The sequence below is a fragment of the Streptomyces sp. a15 genome (assembly GCF_059026085.1).
Genome location: NZ_JBWLKM010000044.1, coordinates 42818 through 63915, shown reverse-complemented (window position 1 = coordinate 63915; position 21098 = coordinate 42818). Strand labels below are relative to the sequence as shown.

At 69.5% G+C, this 21098-nt stretch carries 16 protein-coding genes; 1 reads left to right on the top strand and 15 read right to left on the bottom strand.

The features are described 5' to 3' along the window. Positions 1 to 870, bottom strand: an 870-nt coding sequence (locus AC5P09_RS33295; protein ID WP_493877433.1) for a histone H1-like repetitive region-containing protein, incomplete at its 3' end; no start/stop codon positions are given. A 605-nt stretch (positions 871 to 1475) separates the two neighbouring features. On the opposite strand from AC5P09_RS33295, the gene ileS reads away from it, so the two are divergent. After that, positions 1476 to 4637: an isoleucine--tRNA ligase gene (ileS, locus tag AC5P09_RS33290; RefSeq protein WP_493877432.1), complete on the top strand. Its 3162-nt coding sequence runs from the start codon at positions 1476 to 1478 to the stop codon at positions 4635 to 4637. Positions 4638 to 4836: 199 nt separating this feature from the next. Here the strand turns inward: ileS and AC5P09_RS33285 are convergent, their stop codons facing one another. The 14 genes from AC5P09_RS33285 to AC5P09_RS33220 all read right to left on the bottom strand — a co-directional run bounded on the left by AC5P09_RS33285 (position 4837) and on the right by AC5P09_RS33220 (position 21096). Then, positions 4837 to 6036, bottom strand: coding sequence for a DivIVA domain-containing protein (locus tag AC5P09_RS33285; protein ID WP_493877431.1), 1200 nt, complete (start codon positions 6034 to 6036; stop codon positions 4837 to 4839). Between the two features lie 46 nt (positions 6037 to 6082). Further along, complete coding sequence (locus AC5P09_RS33280) at positions 6083 to 6367, bottom strand: YggT family protein (RefSeq protein WP_266440999.1); 285 nt, start codon at positions 6365 to 6367, stop codon at positions 6083 to 6085. A 71-nt stretch (positions 6368 to 6438) separates the two neighbouring features. Continuing rightward, entirely contained in the window at positions 6439 to 7098 is a 660-nt protein-coding gene (locus AC5P09_RS33275; protein WP_307674150.1) for a cell division protein SepF, read from the bottom strand. Positions 7099 to 7227: 129 nt separating this feature from the next. Further along, complete coding sequence (locus tag AC5P09_RS33270) at positions 7228 to 7956, bottom strand: YggS family pyridoxal phosphate-dependent enzyme (RefSeq protein ID WP_493877430.1); 729 nt, start codon at positions 7954 to 7956, stop codon at positions 7228 to 7230. Positions 7957 to 7962: 6 nt separating this feature from the next. Further along, a complete protein-coding gene (gene pgeF / locus AC5P09_RS33265; RefSeq protein WP_493877429.1) occupies positions 7963 to 8694 on the bottom strand; it encodes a peptidoglycan editing factor PgeF in 732 nt (243 codons plus the stop codon). Beyond that, positions 8691 to 9893: a cell division protein FtsZ gene (gene ftsZ, locus AC5P09_RS33260; RefSeq protein WP_266440986.1), complete on the bottom strand. Its 1203-nt coding sequence runs from the start codon at positions 9891 to 9893 to the stop codon at positions 8691 to 8693. The genes pgeF and ftsZ overlap by 4 nt, the downstream gene beginning before the upstream one ends. Before the next feature lie 279 nt (positions 9894 to 10172). Next, positions 10173 to 10967 carry a cell division protein FtsQ gene (ftsQ, locus tag AC5P09_RS33255; RefSeq protein ID WP_493877428.1) on the bottom strand — a complete coding sequence of 265 codons (795 nt, stop codon included), beginning with the start codon at positions 10965 to 10967 and terminating at the stop codon, positions 10173 to 10175. 38 nt (positions 10968 to 11005) lie between these two features. Next, positions 11006 to 12103: an undecaprenyldiphospho-muramoylpentapeptide beta-N-acetylglucosaminyltransferase gene (gene murG / locus AC5P09_RS33250; protein WP_493877427.1), complete on the bottom strand. Its 1098-nt coding sequence runs from the start codon at positions 12101 to 12103 to the stop codon at positions 11006 to 11008. Positions 12104 to 12109: 6 nt separating this feature from the next. Then, entirely contained in the window at positions 12110 to 13462 is a 1353-nt protein-coding gene (gene ftsW / locus AC5P09_RS33245) for a putative lipid II flippase FtsW (RefSeq protein ID WP_493877426.1), read from the bottom strand. Between the two features lie 67 nt (positions 13463 to 13529). Next, on the bottom strand, positions 13530 to 14948 hold the full coding sequence (gene murD, locus AC5P09_RS33240) for a UDP-N-acetylmuramoyl-L-alanine--D-glutamate ligase (protein WP_493877425.1): 1419 nt from the start codon (positions 14946 to 14948) through the stop codon (positions 13530 to 13532). Continuing rightward, positions 14930 to 16000 (bottom strand): phospho-N-acetylmuramoyl-pentapeptide-transferase, encoded by a 1071-nt coding sequence (gene mraY / locus AC5P09_RS33235; protein WP_493877449.1) that lies wholly within the window; start codon positions 15998 to 16000, stop codon positions 14930 to 14932. The genes murD and mraY overlap by 19 nt, the downstream gene beginning before the upstream one ends. Beyond that, positions 16000 to 17430 (bottom strand): UDP-N-acetylmuramoyl-tripeptide--D-alanyl-D-alanine ligase, encoded by a 1431-nt coding sequence (locus AC5P09_RS33230; protein ID WP_493877424.1) that lies wholly within the window; start codon positions 17428 to 17430, stop codon positions 16000 to 16002. The genes mraY and AC5P09_RS33230 overlap by 1 nt, the downstream gene beginning before the upstream one ends. Before the next feature lie 4 nt (positions 17431 to 17434). Then, positions 17435 to 18955, bottom strand: coding sequence for a UDP-N-acetylmuramoyl-L-alanyl-D-glutamate--2,6-diaminopimelate ligase (locus AC5P09_RS33225; RefSeq protein WP_493877448.1), 1521 nt, complete (start codon positions 18953 to 18955; stop codon positions 17435 to 17437). 173 nt (positions 18956 to 19128) lie between these two features. Then, positions 19129 to 21096: a peptidoglycan D,D-transpeptidase FtsI family protein gene (locus AC5P09_RS33220; RefSeq protein WP_493877423.1), complete on the bottom strand. Its 1968-nt coding sequence runs from the start codon at positions 21094 to 21096 to the stop codon at positions 19129 to 19131. Positions 21097 to 21098 lie beyond the last annotated feature (2 nt).

The window sequence follows — 21098 nt, the reverse complement described above, 5'->3', positions numbered from 1 at the left end:
CTCGGCTGAACCCTTCTCGGCCACGCTCTTCTTAGCCGTGCTCTTCTCGCCCGCGGTCGTCTCGCCCGCGGTCGTCTTGGCCGTGCTCTTCTCGCCCGCGGTCGTCTCGGCCACGCTCTTCTTAGCTGTGCTCCTCTGGGCCGCAGTCGTCTCGGCTGAACCCTTCTCAGCCGCGCTCTTCTTAGCCGTGCTCCTCTCGGCCGCAGTCCTTTCGGCCGCGCCCTTCCCTACCGCACCCTTCCCCACCGCGCTCTTCTTGGCCGCGCCTTTCTTGGCCGCAGTCCTGTCGTCCGCGTCCTTCTCGGAGGTGCTCTTCGTAGAGCTGCTCTTCTGGGCAGCGCTTTTCCTCGCCGCCGCCTTCGTATATGTCTCCTTCATGGCCGCCGCCTTCTTCGCCACGGCGCTCTTCGCTGCGGGCTTCTTCGCTACGGCCTGCTTCGCCGCCGTTTTCTTGCCCGCCGCCTTCTTGCCTCCCGCCACCTCCTTGCCCGTCGCCTTCTTACCCGCCGGTCTCTCCGCCCCCTCCGCGACCGCGGCCTTGGCAAGAGCAGCCTTGGAAGCGGCGACCTTCTTCACCGGCGCCGTTTTCCTCACCGGCCCCGTGTCCTTCGCCGCAGCCTTCTGCGAAACGGCCTTCTTGGTCGCCACACGCTCACCCGTGCCCGCACCTGCCCGCGCCCGCGCCCCCGCCCCCGTGCTCTTCCCGGCGGTCTTCCTCGCCTCCGTACCGACCGTCTTCACGGCCTTGGCCTCCCGCTCGGCCGCGCCCCCCTGCGTGCTCTTCTTCCCGCCGACGTTCTTGGCCGCACCGCCGGAGGCACCCGTGGACCCGGACGCCGACTGCTGTACGGCGGTCTTCTTCGCCACCATGGCCGCGGCCCCTTCACATATTGTGATCTTGCACGCGAATCGTGCTGGGACGATAAATCGACTTGAGTCCCGCGGCAACGGGGCGCACCGCCCGATTCGCCCGCCTCGCGCATGCCGCGCGGCAAACCTGCATGCGTTGTGCCCAACTCCCCGCCGGGTAATCCGCCGAGCCGGGCGTCCCGAGAATCGAACACGCGCACTTCGCCATTCGGGTCACGCCCGGCCCCCGGCCGAGCCCCGGCCCCGGCCGCCCTAAAAGCGGTCGGCCGCTGTCCCCGCGGCGCCGTACACTGGGCGGAGCGAAAAGCGTGGATGGGGACGAGTAGCGACGTACGCAGCCCAGAGCGACCCGGGGACGGTGGAAGCCCGGGGGCGAGCGCGACGTGAAGATCACCCCGGAGCCGCCGGAAGAAAGCCGCAGCCGAAAGGAAGCGGCCGGTAGACCCGGCATCGCGACCCCAATGAGGGGGCTCACTGGTGCGTACGGCGCACCCGGGAGCCAAGGAGGGTGGTACCGCGGGAGCGCGCCGAAGGCGGCGCAGGGAATGACACAGCTCTCGTCCCTCCGGACGGAAGGCAGCAAGTCCGCCGGAGGAAGCTCGCTGATGACAACGCCGACGTACCGCCAGGTGCCCGCCCAGGTCGACCTGCCCGCGCTCGAGCACGCCGTGCTCGACTTCTGGCGCGAGCAGAAGATCTTCGCCAAGACCCTGGAGCAGTCCGAGGGCCGCCCCGAGTGGGTGTTCTACGAGGGCCCGCCCACCGCCAACGGCATGCCGGGCGCCCACCACATCGAGGCACGCGTCTTCAAGGACGTCTTCCCCCGCTTCCGCACCATGCGCGGCTACCACGTGGCCCGCAAGGCCGGCTGGGACTGCCACGGCCTGCCGGTGGAGATCGCCGTGGAGAAGGAACTCGGCTTCAACGGCAAGAAGGACATCGAGACGTACGGCATCGCGGAGTTCAACGCCAAGTGCCGCGAGTCCGTGACCCGCCACACCGACGCCTTCACCGAGCTCACGAACCGCATGGGCTACTGGGTCGACCTGGACGACGCGTACCGCACGATGGACCCCGAGTACGTGGAGTCCGTCTGGTGGTCCCTGAAGGAGATCTTCGACAAGGGCCTGCTGGTCCAGGACTACCGCGTCGCCCCCTGGTGCCCGCGCGACGAGACGGGTCTGTCGGACCACGAGCTGGCGCAGGGCTACGAGACGATCGTCGACCCGTCCGTGTACGTCCGTTTCCCTCTCACCTCCGGTCCGCTCGCCGGCCAGGCAGCCCTCCTGGTGTGGACGACGACCCCTTGGACGCTGGTCTCCAACACCGCCGTCGCCGCGCACCCCGACGTCACCTACGTCGTCGCGACGAAGGGCACAGACGGCGCAGAGAAGCTCGTCGTCGCCGCGCCGCTCGTCGAGAAGGCCCTCGGCGAGGGCTGGGAGGTCACGGGCGAGACCTTCACCGGCGCCGAGATGGAGCGCTGGACCTATCAACGTCCGTTCGAGCTCGTCGAGTTCCCGGCACCGGCCCATTACGTGGTCAACGCCGAGTACGTGACGACCGAGGACGGTACGGGTCTGGTCCACCAGTCCCCCGCTTTCGGTGAGGACGACCTCAAGGTCTGCCGCGCGTACGGCCTGCCCGTCGTGAACCCCGTCCGCCGGGACGGCACCTTCGAGGCGGACGTCCCCCTCGTGGGCGGTGTCTTCTTCAAGAAGGCGGACGAAAAGCTCACCGAGGACCTCCACGACCGCGGTCTCCTCTTCAAGCACATCCCGTACGAGCACAGCTACCCGCACTGCTGGCGCTGCCACACCGCGCTCCTCTACTACGCGCAGCCGTCCTGGTACATCCGCACCACGGCCGTCAAGGACCGCCTCCTTCAGGAGAACGAGAAGACCAACTGGTTCCCGGACACCGTCAAGCACGGCCGCTTCGGCGACTGGCTGAACAACAACATCGACTGGGCGCTCTCCCGCAGCCGTTACTGGGGCACGCCGCTGCCGATCTGGACCTGCGAGGACGGCCACCTCACCTGCGTCGGCTCCCTGGCGGAGCTCTCCGAGCTGACCGGCACCGACCAGTCCGGCCTCGACCCGCACCGCCCGTACATCGACGAGGTCACCTTCGCCTGCCCGAAGTGCCAGAAGACGGCCACGCGCGTCCCGGAGGTCATCGACGCCTGGTACGACTCGGGTTCGATGCCGTTCGCGCAGTGGGGCTACCCGCACAAGAACAAGGAACTCTTCGAGTCCCGGTACCCCGCGCAGTTCATCAGCGAGGCCATCGACCAGACCCGCGGCTGGTTCTACACGCTGATGGCGGTCGGCACCCTGGTCTTCGACAAGTCGTCGTTCGAGAACGTGGTGTGCCTCGGCCACATCCTCGCCGAGGACGGCCGCAAGATGTCCAAGCACCTGGGCAACACCCTGGAGCCGATCCCGCTGATGGACCAGCACGGCGCGGACGCGGTCCGCTGGTTCATGGCGGCCGGCGGCTCGCCGTGGGCGGCCCGCCGCGTCGGCCACGGCACCATCCAGGAGGTCGTCCGCAAGACGCTTCTCACGTACTGGAACACGGTCGCCTTCCAGGCCCTGTACGCCCGTACGTCCGACTGGGCCCCCAGCGAGGCCGACCCGGCCCCCGCGGACCGGCCCGCCCTCGACCGCTGGCTCCTGTCCGAACTCCACGCGCTCACCGACCAGGTGACGCAGGCCATGGAGGCGTACGACACCCAGCGCGCCGGAAAGCTCCTCTCGGCGTTCGTCGACGACCTGTCCAACTGGTACGTACGCCGCTCCCGTCGCCGCTTCTGGCAGGGCGACAAGGCAGCGCTGCGCACCCTGCACGAGGTCGTCGAGACGGTCACCAAGCTGCTGGCCCCGCTGACCCCGTTCATCACCGAGCGGGTCTGGCAGGACCTGGTGGTGCCCGTCACGCCGGGCGCCCCCGAGTCGGTGCACCTGACGTCCTGGCCCGAGGCAGACCTGTCCGCCATCGACCCGGAGCTGTCGAAGCAGATGGTTCTGGTACGACGGCTGGTGGAGCTGGGCCGTGCCACGCGCGCGGAGTCGGGCGTGAAGACGCGTCAGCCGCTGCGGCGCGCACTGGTCGCGGCGACGGGCTTCGCCTCGCTCGACCCCGAGTTGCACGCGCAGATCACGGAGGAGCTGAACGTCGAGTCGCTGGCGTCGCTGTCCGAGGTGGGCGGCTCGCTGGTCGACACGACGGCGAAGGCCAACTTCCGTGCCCTCGGCAAGCGGTTCGGCAAGCGGGTCCAGGACGTGGCGAAGGCCGTCGCGAACGCGGACGCCGCCGCCCTGTCCCTGGCACTGCGCGAGGGCACGGCGTCGGTGGAGGTCGACGGCGAGACGATCACGCTCGCCCCGGACGAGGTCATCATCACGGAGACCCCGCGCGAGGGCTGGTCGGTGGCCTCCGACTCGGGCGCCACGGTCGCGCTCGACCTGGAGATCACCGAGAAGCTGCGTCAGGCGGGCCTGGCCCGTGACGCCATCCGTCTGATCCAGGAGGCCCGCAAGAACAGCGGCCTGGACGTGGCCGACCGCATCGCGCTGCGCTGGACGGCGACGGACCCGGCGGTGGTCGCGGCCTTGTCGGAGCACAGTGGTCTGATCGCCGAGGAGGTCCTGGCGACCGCCTTCTTGAATGAGCACAGCGTCCAGGGCGAGGCGGACGACACCTACGGCTCCCCGTTCACGGACGAGGGCCTGTCCCTGACATTCCGCCTGCGCAAGGCGTAACCAACGGCACGAAGGCCCGGGTGCACCGAGAAGATCTTGGTGCACCCGGGCCTTCGGCGTTGCGTACGCAGGACAACTGCACCGGCACCCGAACACTCACGGCAAGAACCCCGAACGCACGGCAAAAGGGCGGGGCCCCGGATCAAAATCCGGGGCCCCGCCCTGAACGCTGCCGACGCCTACGGCGTACTCATAACCGTCAGTTGTCGTCCTCGTCGATGAGGAAGCCGCGCATCGGCGAGGGAGCCTGGCCCATCGGAGACGGGCCCTGCGGCCGTACCGGCGCCATCGGCTGGGTCATCGCCGGGGACATCTGCTGCTGGCCGCCGTAGGACGGGGGGGCCGGAGCCGGGCCACCGCCCATGCCCTGGTTGCCGCCGCCGTACGACGGGGCGCTCGCGCCGGCCGGAGCCATGGAAGGCGCCGGGGACGGCGGCAGCGACGCGGTCGCCGGAGTGCGCGGCGGGGCCAGCGAGTCGTCCGCCTGGGTCTCCAGCTGACGCAGCTGCGACTCCAGGTAGGACTTCAGACGCGTGCGGTACTCGCGCTCGAAGCCGCGCAGATCCTCGACCTTGCGCTCCAGCGTGGCGCGGGCGGACTCCAGGGAGCCCATCGCGACGCGGTGCTTCTCCTGCGCGTCCCGCTCCAGGGCGTCGGCCTTGGCACGGGCGTCACGCTCGAGACCCTCGGCACGCGAACGCGCCTCGCCGACGATCTTGTTGGCCTCGGAACGAGCCTCGGCGATCGCCTGGTCGGCGGTCTGCTGGGCAAGCGACAGAACACGGGCGGCACTGTCGCCACCGGGTCCCTGACCGGGGCCGCCCATCGGACCGCCCATGGGGCCACCCATCGGGCCGCCCATCTGCTGCTGCATGGGCGGCTGACCGCCCATGGGGCCCTGACCCATCGGACCCTGGCCCATCGGACCGGGACCCTGCGGGCCGCCCTGGCCGCCACTGGGACCGGCGGGCAGCTGCGGGGCGCCGCTCGGCAGCTGGGGCGGGCCACCCATGGGGCCACCCATCTGCTGCTGCGGCGGGCCAGATATGCCGGCGGGCACCGGGCCACCGGGCCCACGCATGCCCTGTTGCGGCATTCCCTGCTGGGGCATCCCGCCCTGCTGAGGCATGCCGCCTTGCTGGGGCATACCGCCCTGCTGGGGCATCCCCTGCTGCTGGTCCTGCTGCTCCGGGGGCTTGCGCATGTTCTGCTGGTTCTGGGCAGCAGCGCGCGTGGCCGCGGCCAGCTTGGCACGCAGGTCCTCGTTCTCGCGGAGCAGGCGAGTCAGTTCGGCTTCGACCTCGTCGAGGAAGGCATCGACCTCGTCCTCGTCATAGCCTTCTCGGAGGCGGACGGTCGTGAACTGCTTGTTCCGCACGTCCTCGGGGGTCAACGGCATCTCTTCACCTCAACGTAGTCGTCGGCATTCGGCAAGACCGTATCGTTCACAGCCGGCTCACGACGGAGATCAGGATGTAGACGATGATCATCAGTACGAAGAAGGACAGGTCGAGCGCCACGCCCCCGAGACGCAGCGGCGGAATGACCCGCCGCAGAAGCTTGAGCGGTGGATCAGTGACCGTGTAGGTGGCCTCCAGAACAACCACCATCGCCTTGCCGGGTTGCCACGAGCGGGCGAACTGGAAGACGTAGTCCATGACCAACCGGAAGATCAGCACGATGAGAAAGCACATCAGCGCGATGTAGATGACATCCAGGACCACGCTCATTGGCTGTGCTTCCCTCTCCCCTGTTCCGTGCTGCCGGGTACTACTTGTACTGCTGTTTCCGGTCGAGTGTCTCAGCTCTGGTTGAAGAACCCGCCCTCTGCGATACGGGCCTTGTCCTCCGCCGTGACATCGACGTTAGCAGGCGACAACAGGAACACCTTCTGCGTCACCCGCTCGATGCTGCCGTGAAGACCAAACACCAAACCGGCCGCAAAGTCGACAAGTCGCTTCGCGTCTGTGTCATCCATCTCAGTCAGATTCATGATCACCGGGGTGCCCTCACGGAAGTGTTCCCCGATAGTACGGGCCTCGTTGTAGGTCCGCGGGTGAAGCGTGGTGATCCGGTAAGGCTCTCGTTCCGACACGACCTTGGGCATGATCACCGGTGCGTTCTTCTCCAGGCTTGCGCGTTCTTGTGTGATGGATGCCACGGGCGCGATGCGCGCCGGACGCCCGGATTCCGCGCCTAGCGAAGCGGATCGGGGCAACGGGTCGCGCGGCGCCGGAGCCTGCACCACTCTTACCGATTCGTCCCTTTCAGGCTGATGTGCCTGGTGGGACTGGTGCGAACCATGCGACTGGTGCGACAGCTCATGCCGTCGACGGTCCCGCTCGGGCTCCGGGTCCAGTTCGGGTTCGAAGTCGTCGTCGGGGTCGAAACCGCGGCCGTCGTACCCATCGTCCTCCACGAGGCCGAGGTAGACCGCCATCTTGCGCATCGCGCCGGCCATTCTCTGAGTCCTCCGCTCTGTGGTGGATCGGCTGACGACTGCCAAGTGCCCGCGATCCACTAGGTCGTTATGCCCGCTGTACTGCGGTAATGACCATATTTTCTGCTGTGGTCCGACTTCCTGGCGACGTTACCCGAGCCTGGGGCGTACTCCGAGTACCGCGGTGCCGACGCGTACATGTGTCGCTCCGGCCGCCACGGCCTGTTCGAGGTCCGCACTCATCCCTGCCGAGACCATGTTCGCAGCCGGATGCGCTCGGCGCAGGTCGGTCGACAAATCCATCAACCGCTCGAACGCCGCCTGTTGGCGCCCCGCGTACTCCCCGGTGAGCGGAGCGACGGTCATCAGCCCGTCGAGTCGCAGCCCCGGAGCGTCGGCGACGAGGTCGGCCAACTCCTCGATTCCACCAGGTCCTACACCACCCCGCTCCCCCCTGCCGCTCCTGCCGCTCTCGTCCGCGTCGAGTGCGACCTGCAGGAGACATCCCACCTCACGCCCGACCCGCACGGCCTCTTTGGACAGAGCCGTGACGAGCTTGGAACGATCGACGGACTGCACGAGATCCGCATAACCGACCACGGATCGCACCTTGTTGGTCTGCAACTGACCGACGAAGTGCCAAGTAAGGGGCAGATCCGCACATTCCGCGGCCTTGGGCGCCGCGTCCTGGTCGCGGTTCTCGGCGACGTGACGCACACCGAGCTCCGCCAGCATGCGCACATCGCTCGCGGGATAGGTCTTGGTGACAACGATCAGCGTGACTTCCTCACGCTTGCGCCCCGCGGCCGCACACGCGGCGGCGATGCGCTCCTCCACTTTCGCCAGGTTTCCGGCGAGTTCGCCCTTACGGTCCGTCATGCCCCATCAGTCCAGCCAGACATATCCCGCGAGTCGCCCCGTGGTGCGCTCGCGGCGGTATGAGAAGTGATCGCCCGACTCCAGCGTGCACACCGGCGACTGCTCCCGGTCGCGCACCCCGAGCCGCTCGAGCTGAGCGTGCACCCCGGCGGTCACGTCGACCGCGGGGGTACCCCAGCTCGTCTCGGCGTGTGCCGCCGGTTCGACGGCCACGACCTCGGCGCGCATGGCGTCCGGCACTTCGTAGCACCGGCCGCAGACGGCGGGTCCGGTGCGGGCGACGATCCGGGACGGCTCGGCGCCGAGCCGCGCCATGGCCCGTACGGCGGCGGAGACGACCCCGGCGATCATGCCGGGCCGGCCCGCGTGGGCCGCGGCGGCGATCCCCGCGACCGGGTCGGCCAGCAGGACGGGCGTGCAGTCGGCGGTCAGAACGGCGAGGGCGAGTCCGCGCCGGGCGGTGACGACCGCGTCGACCGAGGGGATCTCCGAAGCGGAACCCCAGGGTCCGTCCACCACCGCCACGTCGGCCCCGTGCACCTGGTTCATCCAGACCACCTGAGCGGGGTCGAGCCCCAGGGACTTGGCGGCCAGTTCGCGGTTGGTCCCTACGACCTCGGGGTCGTCGCCGACCGCACCGCCGAGGTTGAGCTCCTCATACGGAGCGGCGCCCACCCCGCCCCACCGGTCGGTGAAGGCGAAGTGCGCGCCGCTCACGCTCTCGCGCTGCCCTATCACTTCAGGAAGTCCGGCACGTCCAGTTCCTCGGCCGCGCTGTCCGAGTAGGAGCGCGACGGCGGGACCGGCGGGGAGACCGGAAGGTCGGCCACCGGCTCGGGCGCCGACTCCTCCTCCTTCGGCGTGACACTGCCGAGCGAGCCGAAGGACGGGCGGCTCTCGGTCTGCCGTACCGGGGTGGGCTCCTCGCGGCGGCCCGAGGACGAGGACGACGAGGACGAACCGAGGACGGTGTCCCGGCGGGCCGGCGGCTGGCCGCCGTCGAAGCCGGCCGCGATCACGGTGACCCGGACCTCGTCGCCGAGGGCGTCGTCGATGACCGCGCCGAAGATGATGTTGGCCTCGGGGTGGGCGGCCTCGCTCACCAGCTGGGCGGCCTCGTTGATCTCGAACAGGCCGAGGTCGGAGCCGCCGGAGATGGAGAGCAGGACGCCCCGGGCGCCGTCGATGGACGCCTCCAGCAGCGGCGAGGAGATCGCCATCTCGGCGGCGGCCACCGCGCGGTCGTCGCCGCGGGCCGAGCCGATGCCCATGAGGGCCGAACCGGCCTCGGACATGACCGACTTGACGTCGGCGAAGTCGAGGTTGATCAGGCCGGGCGTGGTGATGAGGTCGGTGATGCCCTGAACACCGGAGAGCAGGACCTGGTCCGCCGACTTGAAGGCGTCGAGGACCGAGACCTGGCGGTCCGAGATGGACAGCAGCCGGTCGTTCGGGATGACGATGAGGGTGTCGACCTCTTCGCGGAGTTCGGCGATGCCGTCCTCGGCCTGGTTCGCGCGGCGCCGCCCTTCGAAGGTGAACGGTCGCGTGACCACGCCGATGGTGAGGGCGCCGAGCGTGCGTGCGATGTTGGCCACGACGGGCGCGCCGCCGGTACCGGTGCCGCCGCCTTCACCGGCCGTCACGAAGACCATGTCGGCCCCCTTGAGGACCTCCTCGATCTCCTCGCGGTGGTCCTCGGCGGCCTTGCGGCCGACAGCCGGGTTGGCTCCGGCGCCGAGTCCGCGGGTGAGTTCGCGGCCGACGTCGAGTTTGACGTCGGCGTCGCTCATCAACAGCGCCTGCGCGTCGGTGTTGATGGCGATGAACTCGACGCCCTTGAGACCGACCTCGATCATCCGGTTGATGGCATTGACACCACCGCCGCCGACACCGATGACTTTGATGACTGCGAGGTAGTTCTGCGGTGCTGCCACGTCGAAGGCCTCTCGCCTCGAGTTACGTGTCGCCGCCTCGCGGCCTTGCCGCGGTCCGACGACTGATGCCGATTGGGACGGTCCGTATCGCCGACCCGAACCCTAACGTTGAAGTTTAGGGTTACCAGTGTGTCTGTTCCCTGGAGTCTTCTGAACAGGACACTAAGTCGACAAGTGGCGCACGTTCAACGAACACGCCGTACCTCCCGTTTTTCTTTTCACCCTATGTGATCAGGCGTAGCGCTGCCCAACCAGGGTGCTGGCCTGCGCGGATGTGCGTCAACTCCCTGATGACGCGGGCGCGGTGGGAACGCTGACGTCGAAGTACCGGGCATCGGGAGAGGCTTTCATCAGAGCCGTGAGCGTACGGGCCTTCGCGGCACCCTTCTCACCACTTCCCCAGGAGACGGTCCGGCCGTCGCTCAACTCCAGCGAGATGTCGTCGTACGAACGCACCTTGAGGGCCTGGGTCCGCTGCGCGACGGCGGCCGGAATGGCACCGGCGACACGGACCGCCTCCCGCACCAATCGGTCCTCGCCGAAACGGCGCAGGCTCGCGGCGCGGGAGCCCGGCTGGGACAGCGTCAATTCGAGCGCGGGGACACCTTTCGGGGCTTCGGAAACCGTGGCGAATCGGACACCTTCATCGTCCACTTCGACAAAGTTTCCTCCCTTTGGGACAAGCAGAACCGGAGTGCGCTCAGTCACTTTCAGTCCGATTCCACGGGGCCAGGAACGCACTACGTCAACCACGTCAATTCGGGGCAATTTCCGCCGCAGACGTGCCTCAATCGCATCGGTGTCGACGGAAATCAGCGGAGCACCGACCGGGACGTCGGCGGCCTCGCGCACCTCAGCGGGCGTCAGAATCCTGGTTCCGGAGACCGATACGCGCTCCACGCGCAGCCAGTTCGAGCCGTACAGCACCCAGACGGAACCGGCGCCGACGAGTACCAACGCGACAGCGAGGATGATGATCGTACGAAGTCGCGGTGGGATGAGCCTTCGGGCGGGCGGCGGGCCGGACGACTCCTGCTGGCGTTCACCGCGCTCGGCGGTCGTCGATCCGGCCACGCTCCCTGCCTTCCGGTCATACGGGCCCGTATACAGTCCTATCGGTGTGCACGACTGGCGGCGATCGCCTCGTACACCATGCCGACGAGCAGCTCGTCGGCGTCCCGGCGGCCGAACTCACCGGCGGCGCGGGACATCTGGAACAGCCGGTGCGGGTCGGCGAGCACGGGCAGGACGTTCTGCTGCACCCACTCGGGCGTCAGGTCCGCGTCGTCGACCAGGAGTCCGCCGCCGGCCTTGACCACCGGCTGGGCGTTCAGCCGCTGTTCGCCGTTGCCGATGGGCAGCGGGACATAGGCGGCCGGGAGCCCGACGGCGGAGAGTTCGGCGACGGTCATCGCGCCCGCACGGCAGAGCATCATGTCGGCCGCGGCGTACGCGAGGTCCATCCGGTCCACGTACGGTACCGGGATGTACGGGGGCATCCCCGGCATCTGGTGCACCTGCGGCAGTTCGTTCTTCGGGCCGACCGCGTGCAGGATCTGGATCCCGGCCTGCTGGAGGTACGGCGCGACCTGCTGGACCACCTCGTTGAGCCGGCGTGCGCCCTGCGAGCCGCCGGAGACCAGCAGCGTCGGCAGGTTCGGGTCGAGCCCGAAGGCGGCGCGGGCCTCGGGGCGCACGGCCGCCCGGTCGAGGATTGCGATGGAGCGGCGCAGCGGGATGCCGATGTAGCGGGCGTCGCGCAGCTTGCTGTCCGGGGTGGAGACGGCGACCTTGGCGGCGTACCGCGAGCCGATCTTGTTCGCCAGACCGGGCCGGGCGTTGGCCTCGTGGATGATGATCGGCACACCGAGGCGCTTGGCGGCGAGGTAGCCGGGCAGCGCCACGTAGCCGCCGAAGCCGACGACGGCGTCCGCCTTGGTGCGCTCCAGGATCTGCTCGGCGGCCTTGATCGTGCCGCGCAGCCGGCCCGGGACGGTGATCAGCTCGGGAGTGGGCCTGCGTGGCAGTGGTACCGCGGGGATCAGCGCGAGGTCATAACCCCGCTCCGGTACGAGCCGGGTCTCAAGGCCCCGCTCCGTGCCCAGGGCCGTGATTCCCACGGTGGGGTCCTGCCTGCGCAGGGCGTCCGCGAGGGCGAGCGCGGGCTCGATGTGGCCGGCGGTCCCCCCACCGGCGAGTACGACATGCACCGAAATTCACCGCTCTCCGGACGTACGTGCCGAGGCACGCCGTCGCATCGTGTTCCATCTCCGAGGCCCCCGCACAGGGCCTCCCGCCCGCTTTCTACCAAAGCGGGGTTGCCGCATCGAAAGCGCCATCCGTGCAGCGGGATCCTCACGCGCGAACGCGATCAGCAACCCGATGGCGAACATGGTCGGCAACAGGGCGGAACCCCCGTAGGAGAACAGCGGGAGGGGGACACCGGCGATCGGCAGCAGGCCGAGCACCGCACCCATGTTGATCACCGCCTGAGCGGTGATCCAGGTGGTCACACCTCCCGCGGCATACCTCACGAAGGGGTCCTCCGTGCGTCCGGCCACGCGGATACCCGCATAGCCTAGAGCCGCGAAGAGGGCGAGCACGGACAGCGTCCCCGCCAGGCCCAGTTCCTCGCCGGTCACGGCGAAGATGAAGTCCGTGTGCGCTTCCGGGAGTTGGCCCCATTTTTCCACACTCGCGCCGAGCCCGGATCCGAAGAGTCCGCCGGAGGCGAGCGCGTAGATGCCGTGCACGGCCTGCCAGCAGTCGGCTCCCCCGGACCTCGGCTCGGTGGCGCCGATGCACTGGAGCCTGGCCATGCGGTTGGGGCTGGTCTTGATGAGGATCACACCGAGCGTGGCGGCGATCGACAGCACGCCGACGAACAGCCGGGTCGGTGCGCCCGCCAGCCACAGCAGGCCGAACAGGATCGCGGTGAGGATGATCGCCGTACCCATGTCGCCGCCGAGCATGATCAGCCCGAGCAGCATGAAGGCGACCGGCACGAGCGGCACCAGCATGTGCTTCCACTGGGTCAGCAGCTTCTTGTCCTGCTTGCGGGCGAGCAGGTCGGCGCCCCAGAGCACGAGCGCGAGCTTGCCGAACTCGCTGGGCTGGATCTGGAAGGAGCCGCCGAGGGAGATCCAGTTCTGATTGCCGTTGACCGACATCCCTATCCCCGGGATCTGTACCAGGGCCATCAGGAAGACGGCACCGGCCAGGATCGGGTAGGCGAGCGCCCGGTGCAGCTTCACCGGCATCCGGGAGGCGATCAGCAGCAGCACCCCGCCGATGACGGCCGCGAGGAGCTGCTTGCGGAAGAAGTACGAGCCCGGCAGGGACATCTGCAGGGCCGTGATCTGGGAGGCCGAGTAGACCATCACGAGTCCGAGCACGGTGATCAGCAGGCTTCCGCCGAGGATCAGGTAGTACGCGGTCAGCGGCCGGTCCCAGGCGCGGCGGGCGCGCAGGTACAGGCCGAGGAGCGGGTTCTCGCGCGGTGCCCGGGGGGCGGCGGGACGTCTGACGGCCCGCCGCACGGGCGGGCGCCCGGTTCGGTTACCGGGCATCGCAGACCTCGCTGTACGTCGACGGTCCCACGCGTCCCTCCCAAGGTCCGCCCGGCAGGCGGCCGGGTCAGGCGCCGAGTTCGCGAACCGCCTCCGCGAACGCGTCACCGCGCTGGTTGTAGTTGGTGAACATGTCCATGGAGGCACAGGCCGGGGCCAGCAGGACCGTGTCGCCTGCGCCAGCGAGGCGCTGCGCCTCCTGGACTGCCTGGAGCATCGCCCCAGTGTCGGTCCGGTCGAGGTCGACGACGGGTACTTCCGGGGCGTGTCGTGCCAGCGCTTGGCGGATCAGGGCGCGGTCCGCCCCGATGAGGACGACGCCGCGCAGCCGCTTCGCCGCCCCCGCCACCAGTTCGTCGAAGGTCGCGCCCTTCGCCAGGCCGCCGGCGATCCACACGATCGACTCGTAGGCCGCCAACGAGGCTTGTGCCGCATGGGTGTTGGTCGCCTTGGAGTCGTCGATGTAGGCGACCTGGTCGACGTCGGCCACGTGCGCGATGCGGTGGGCGTCCGGCGTGAAGGCCCTCAGACCGTCCCGTACGGCCGCCGCGGGCACGCCGAAGGCACGCGCGAGGGCGGCCGCCGCAAGGGCGTTGGCGATGTTGTGCGGGGCGGGCGGGTTGACGTCGGAGACCTCGGCGAGCTCCTGGGCGTTCTTCTGCCGGTCCTCCACGAAGGCCCGGTCGACCAGGATGCCGTCCACCACGCCGAGTTGGGAGGGTGCGGGCGCACCGAGGGTGAAGCCGACGGCCCGGCAGCCCTCCTCGACGTCCGCCGCGCGCACCAGGTCCTCGGTGGCCTTGTCGGCGACGTTGTAGACGCAGGCGACGCGATTGCCTTCGTAGACACGGCCCTTGGCGGCGGCGTAGGCCTCCATGGAGCCGTGCCAGTCGAGGTGGTCGGGCGCCAGGTTCAGTACGGCGGCGGAGTGGGCGCGCAGCGAGGGCGCCCAGTGGAGCTGGTAGCTCGACAGTTCCACCGCGAGGACGTCGTAGTGCTCCTCGCCGAGGACCGCGTCGAGGAGCGAGACGCCGATGTTGCCCACGGCGGCCGTGCGCAGGCCCGCCGCCTTCAGGATGGAGGCGAGCATCTGGACGGTCGTGGTCTTGCCGTTGGTGCCGGTGACGGCGAGCCAGGGCGCGGCGTCGGGGCCGCGCAGCCGCCAGGCGAGTTCGACGTCGCCCCAGACCGGCACGCCGGCCTCGTGAGCGGCCGCGAACAGCGGCTTGTCCGGCTTCCAGCCGGGGGCCGTGACGATGAGTTCGGTGCCCGGTGGCAGGGTCGCGCCGTCGCCGAGGCGCACGGTGATGCCCAGCGCCTCCAGTTCGGCCGCCTGGGCGCGGGCCCGCTCGTCGTCGCCGTCGTTGACGACCGTGACGAGAGCGCCGCGTTCGTGCAGCACCTTGGCGGCCGGGACGCCGGAGACGCCGAGCCCGGCGACGGTGACGCGCTTGCCCTGCCAGTCGGTCACTTCTCCGCCGCCCATCCCGCGTAGAAGATACCCAGGCCGACGATCACACAGATGCCCTGGATGATCCAGAAGCGGACCACCACAAGGACTTCGGACCAGCCCTTGAGTTCGAAGTGGTGCTGCAGCGGCGCCATTCGGAAGACGCGCTTCCCGGTCATGCGGAAGGAGCCGACCTGGATGACCACCGACATGGTGATCAGGACGAACAGGCCGCCGAGGAGGGCGATCAGCAGTTCGGTGCGCGAGCAGATCGCGAGACCGGCGAGCACACCGCCGAGCGCCAGCGAACCGGTGTCCCCCATGAAGATCTTGGCGGGCGAGGTGTTCCACCACAGGAAGCCGAGACAGGCGCCCATCAGCGCGGAGGCGATGACCGCGAGGTCGAGCGGATCGCGCACCTCGTAACAGGCGCCCGGGTTGGTCAGGCTCTCGCCGTTGGCGCAGGACTCCTGGAACTGCCAGACGCCGATGAAGGTGTAGGCGCCGAAGACGAGGACGGAGGCGCCGGTGGCGAGGCCGTCCAGACCGTCCGTCAGGTTCACGCCGTTCGACATCGCGAGGATCATGAACAGCGCCCAGACGACGAACAGCACCGGGCCGATCGTCCAGCCGAAGTCCGTGATGAACGACAGCTTCGTGGAGGCCGGGGTGTTGCCGCGGACGTCCGCGAACTGCAGCGAGAGCACCGCGAAGCTGATGCCGACGATCAGCTGGCCGGCCATCTTCGCCTTGGCCCTCAGACCAAGCGAACGCCGCTTGACGATCTTGATGTAGTCGTCGAGGAAACCGACCAGGCCCATGCCGACCATCAGGCCGAGCACCAGCAGGCCGGAGTAGGTCGGGGTGTAGCCGGTGATGACCTTCGACAGGAAGTACGCGGCGACCGTCGCGAAGATGAAGGCGATACCGCCCATGGTCGGCGTACCGCGCTTGCTGCCGTGCGAGCGCGGGCCGTCGTCGCGGATGTACTGGCCGTAGCCCTTGCGGGCAAGGAGTTTGATCAGCAGCGGGGTGCCGACCAGGGTCAGAAAGAGGCCAATGACTCCTGCGAACAGGATCTGCTTCATCATCGGGCGGAAACCTCACCCTCGGCACCGGTTGCCAGCAACGCCTCGGCGATGCTTTCCAGGCCGACCGAACGGGACGCCTTCACGAGTACGACGTCTCCCGGGCGCAACTCGCTGCGCAACAGGTCGACCGCCGCCTGTGCGTCGGACACGTGCACCGACTCCTCACCCCACGAACCCTCGTTATATGCGCCCAGTTGCAGCCAGGACGCTTCCCTGCCCCCGACCGCGACGAGCTTGCCGACATTGAGCCGGACGGCGAGCCGTCCGACCGCGTCGTGCTCGGCGAGCGCCTCGTCCCCGAGCTCGGCCATCTTGCCGAGCACCGCCCACGTCCGGCCCCCCTTTGCCTGTGTGGCCTTGCCCATGGCCGCGAGCGCGCGCAGGGCGGCTCGCATGGACTCGGGGTTCGCGTTGTAGGCGTCGTTGACGACCGTCACGCCGTCCGGGCGCTCGGTGACCTCCATACGCCAGCGGGAGAGGGAGCCCGCCTCGGAGAGCGCGGTGGCGATCTCTTCCGCGGACATGCCCAGCTCATGGGCGACGGCGGCCGCGGCGAGCGCGTTCGACACGTGGTGCTCACCGTACAGGCGCATGGTCACTTCGCTTGCACCGGAGGGTGTTCGAAGCAGGAAGGCGGGCTGTCCGCTGTCCGTGAGTCTCACGTTCTCGGCGCGTACGTCCGCTTCGCCGGACTCTCCGAAAAGGATCACCTTCGCCTTCGTACGGGATGCCATGGCCCGTACGAGGGGATCGTCGGCGTTGAGGACCGCCGCGCCGCCCTCGCTCGCCGAAGGGAGGGCCTCCACGAGCTCGCCCTTGGCCTGCGCGATCTGCTCGCGGCCGCCGAACTCGCCGATGTGGGCGGTCCCGACGTTGAGTACGAGGCCGATCTTCGGCGGGGTCAGGTCGGCGAGGTAGCGGATGTGGCCGATGCCGCGGGCGCCCATCTCCAGGACGAGGAACTTCGTCTCCTCGGTGGCGCTGAGCGCGGTGAGCGGCAGCCCGATCTCGTTGTTGAGCGAGCCGGGCGTGAACACCGTCGGCGCCTTGTGCCGGAGCACCTGGGCGATCAGGTCCTTGGTGCTGGTCTTCCCGGCGGAGCCGGTGAGGGCGACGAGGGTCGCGCCGAGCCGTCGTACGACATGACGTGCGAGGGCGCCCAGAGCCGTCTGGACGTCCTCGACGACGATCGCGGGCACGCCGACGGGGCGGGACGCCAGTACGGCGACCGCGCCCGCCTGTACGACCGCCTGGGCGAAGTCGTGGCCGTCCACGCGCTCGCCGACGAAGGCGACGAAGAGGGTGCCGGGCCCGGCCTCGCGGGAGTCCCGGACGACCGGTCCGGTGACCTGGACGGACGGATCCGGTATGTCGTGCGTCTGCCCGCCGACGACTGAGGCGATCTCGGCGAGAGAGAGGGCGATCACAAGTTCATCCCTGGGTCTTCTGGATAGCTTCGCGAAGCACCTGGCGGTCGTCGAACGGACGTACCACCCCGGCGATGTCCTGGCCCTGCTCGTGGCCCTTGCCCGCGACCAGCACGGTGTCTCCGGGCCGTGCGCGGGACACGGCGGCGGCGATCGCGGCGGCCCGGTCCTCGAAGACCTGGACCTCGCCGCGCTCGTGTGCTGGTACGGACGCCGCGCCCTCGAGCATGGTTGCGAGGATCGCGAGGGGGTCCTCGGAGCGGGGGTTGTCGGAGGTCAGTACGGCCGTGTCGGCGAGCCGGGCCGCGGCGGCGCCCATCGGCCCGCGCTTGGTCCTGTCGCGGTCGCCGCCGCAGCCGAGCACGAGGTGCAGCCGGCCCTCGGTGACCTTGCGCAGCGCACGCAGCACCGATTCGACGGCGTCCGTCTTGTGGGCGTAGTCCACGACCGCGAGGTACGGCTGTCCCGCGTCCACCCGCTCCAGGCGCCCCGGCACGCCCGGCACGGCGGCGATGCCGTCGGCGGCCGTCTGCGGGTCGAGGCCGGCGGCGGCGAGGGCGACGATCGCGGTGAGGGTGTTGGCCACGTTGAAGGTCCCGGGGAGCGGCGCCCTGGCGGTGATCCGCTCCCCCTTGGGGCCGATCACCGTGAACGTCGAGTCCATGGGGCCGACTTGGACCTCCTCGGCGCGCCAGTCGGCGTCCGGGTGGCCCTCGGCGGAGAAGGTGACGACCGGGACGGTGGCCTCCTTGGCCAGCCTGCGCCCGTACTCGTCGTCGAAGTTGACCACGCCGAGCCTGCTGCGTTTCGGCGTGAACAGCTGTGCCTTGGCCCGGAAGTAGTCCTCCATGTCGGAGTGGAACTCCATGTGTTCCGGGCTGAGGTTGGTGAAGACGCCGATGTCGAAGATGCAGCCGTCGACCCGGCCGAGGACCAGGGCGTGGCTGGAGACCTCCATGGCGACCGCCTCGACGCCGCGCTCGCGCATGACGGCGAACAGCGCCTGGAGGTCGGTGGCTTCGGGGGTGGTGCGCTCGGACTTGATGCGCTCGTCGCCGATGCGCGTCTCCACCGTGCCGATCAGTCCGGTGGACCTGGCCGTCTTGAGGCCGCCCTCGACGAGATAGGCGGTGGTGGTCTTGCCGGAGGTACCGGTGATGCCGATCTGGAGCAGATCGGGGCCCGGATGGCCGTAGATCGTGGCCGCCAGTTCGCCCATCTCCGCGCGCGGGTCGTCGACGACCAGGACCGGAAGCCCGGTCGCCGCGGCACGCTCGGCGCCCGTCGGGTCGGTCAGCACGGCGACCGCGCCGAGGCCCGCGGCCTGGGTGACGAAGTCGGCGCCGTGCAGGCGGGCGCCCGGCAGGGCGGCGTACAGGTCGCCGGGGCGGACCGCGCGGGAGTCGTGGGTGATGCCCGTGACCTCGGCGGCGCTTTCCGGTGCGGTGACACCCAGCTGATCGGCGAGTTCCGCGAGGGGTGTGGCGGAGACCTGGACCGGCCTGGGCGGCCCCGGATATGTCACGGGTGCGCCCTTCTGGGTGGTTTGGGACTGATCAGCGTGTGGCACGGCGGTGAGCGTACCGGGCTCACCCGCCTCGGGGCGAAGTGAGGGGCCGGGGGCGCCCTGGTTGCCGGAATCGGGGGTGATCGTCGTCACGAGCTGGTTCCTGGGGGTTCCGTGCTGAACAGGGCTGGTCAGGGTTTGAAGGTGACCGGAAGGTTCGCGGCCTTGGCCCCGGTGGGCGGTACCTGGAGGGTCTTCAGGGCGAACTCCATCACCTGCTTGTAGACCGGACCGCAGATCTGGCCGCCGAAGTAGCTGCCCTCGGTGGCGTTCTGGATCGCGCAGTAGACGGTGATGCGGGGCTTGTCGGCGGGGGCGAATCCGGCGAACGACGAGGTGTAGCCCTTGTACTTGCCGGTGGCCGGATCCACACGGTTGGCCGTGCCCGTCTTGCCCGCCACCCGGTAGCCGGGGATGCGGGCCTTGGTGCCGGTGCCCTCCACGTCGTCCACGACGGACTCCAGCATCCGGGCGAGGGTCTTGGCCGTCTTGGCGCTGACGACCCTTGTCTCCTTTGGCTGCGCTGCCGGGGTGAAGCGCCCGTCGGGCCCCTTCGTGCCGCGTACGAGCGTGGGTTCGACGCGTACGCCGCCGTTGGCGATGGTCGAGTAGACGGACGCCGCCTGCATCGCGTTGATGGACACGCCCTGGCCGAAAGGAATCGTGTACTGCTGCGAGGTCGACCACTTGTCGGGCGCGGCGAGGATGCCCGGCGTCTCGCCCGGGAAGCCGAGCCCGGTGTAGCTGCCGAGGCCGAACTTGCGCAGGTAGGAGTACAGGACCTGGTTGGCCTCGGGCTGGGTCTTGCCGAGCTGGCCGGTCGCGAGGATCGTGCCGATGTTGCTGGACTTGGCGAGCACGCCGTTGAGGGTGAGGTACCAGGTGGGGTGGTTGATGTCGTCCTTGAAGAGCCGGTCACCGCGGTGCAGCCGGTTGGGCACGACGACCTGCGTGTCGGGCGTGGCGACGTTCTCCTGCAGTACGGCGGCCATCGACATGACCTTCGCGGTGGAGCCGGGCTCGTACGCGTCCTGGAGTGCCGCGTTGCCCATGTTCACCGAACTGGCCGTGGACAGGTCGTTCGGGTCGAAGCCGGGCGAGTTGGCCATGGCGAGGACCTGGCCGGTCTGCGTGTCCTGCACGATCACATAGCCGCGGTCCGCCTTGGACGCCTCGACCTGCTGGGTGATCGCGTTCTGCGCGGCCCACTGGATGTCCCGGTCGATGGTGAGCTCGACATCGCTGCCGGGCACCGCGGGGGTCTCGGTGGAGCCCGCGGTCGGCACCTGGCGGCCTCCGGACTGGGCGTAGCGGATCTTGCCGTCCTTGCCGGCGAGCAGGCCGTTCAGCTGCTGCTCGACCCCGCCGCCGCCCTTGCCCTCGGCGTTGACCCAGCCCAGTATCCCGGCGGCGAGGTCGCCGTTCGGGTACACGCGCTTGCTGGTGGGGACGGCGAGGACGCCCGCGAGGACGTTGACCGTGCTCGGGTCGGTCTCGGCCTTGGTGGCCAGCGCGGTCTTCAGGTCCTTGATCTGCTTCCAGACCTGCGGGGTCTGGCGGTTGGCGAGCACGGCGTAGCGGCTGTTCCTGTCGGCCGGCCTGAGCTTCTTGACGATCGCGTCCTGCTCCTGGCCGAGGATCGGGGCGAGCAGCGCGGCCGCCTGCTCGGGTCCGTCGTCGATCTTCAGCTGCTTCCGGTTGAACAGCGTGGGGTCCGCGGTGATGTTGTACGCGTCCACGCTGGTCGCCAGGGCCACACCGTCGCGGTCGGTGATCCCGCCGCGCTCGGCGGCCAGGGTGTAGCCGACGTACCGGTTCTGCTCGGCCTTGGCGGCGTACGTGCTCGCGTCGACGGCCTGCACCTGGAGCAGTCGTACGACGAAAGCGATCAGTACGAGGGTCAGCGCGAGGCCGACCATGCGCAGCCGAGGGCGAGGGCTGCCCAGCCGGATGACACGGGGGGCCGCGGGGCGGGGCGCCGCGGGGCGGCGGGCCGGGCGGGCGCCGGGGCCCGGGCGGCGCTGGCCGACGGGGCGGGCGCGGCGCTCGGGGCGGGTGGGCCCGGGCACGCGGCGGCGCGGTGGTTCCCTGTCGGACACTT

Bases quoted from the DNA above. Each gene is read 5' to 3' on its own strand.
- ileS (WP_493877432.1), top strand. From the start codon at position 1,476: ATGACAACGCCGACGTACCGCCAGGTGCCCGCCCAGGTCGACCTGCCC.
- AC5P09_RS33285 (WP_493877431.1), bottom strand. From the start codon at position 6,036: ATGCCGTTGACCCCCGAGGACGTGCGGAACAAGCAGTTCACGACCGTC.
- AC5P09_RS33280 (WP_266440999.1), bottom strand. From the start codon at position 6,367: ATGAGCGTGGTCCTGGATGTCATCTACATCGCGCTGATGTGCTTTCTC.
- AC5P09_RS33275 (WP_307674150.1), bottom strand. From the start codon at position 7,098: ATGGCCGGCGCGATGCGCAAGATGGCGGTCTACCTCGGCCTCGTGGAG.
- AC5P09_RS33270 (WP_493877430.1), bottom strand. From the start codon at position 7,956: ATGACGGACCGTAAGGGCGAACTCGCCGGAAACCTGGCGAAAGTGGAG.
- ftsW (WP_493877426.1), bottom strand. From the start codon at position 13,462: ATGCCCGGTAACCGAACCGGGCGCCCGCCCGTGCGGCGGGCCGTCAGA.
- murD (WP_493877425.1), bottom strand. From the start codon at position 14,948: ATGGGCGGCGGAGAAGTGACCGACTGGCAGGGCAAGCGCGTCACCGTC.
- mraY (WP_493877449.1), bottom strand. From the start codon at position 16,000: ATGAAGCAGATCCTGTTCGCAGGAGTCATTGGCCTCTTTCTGACCCTG.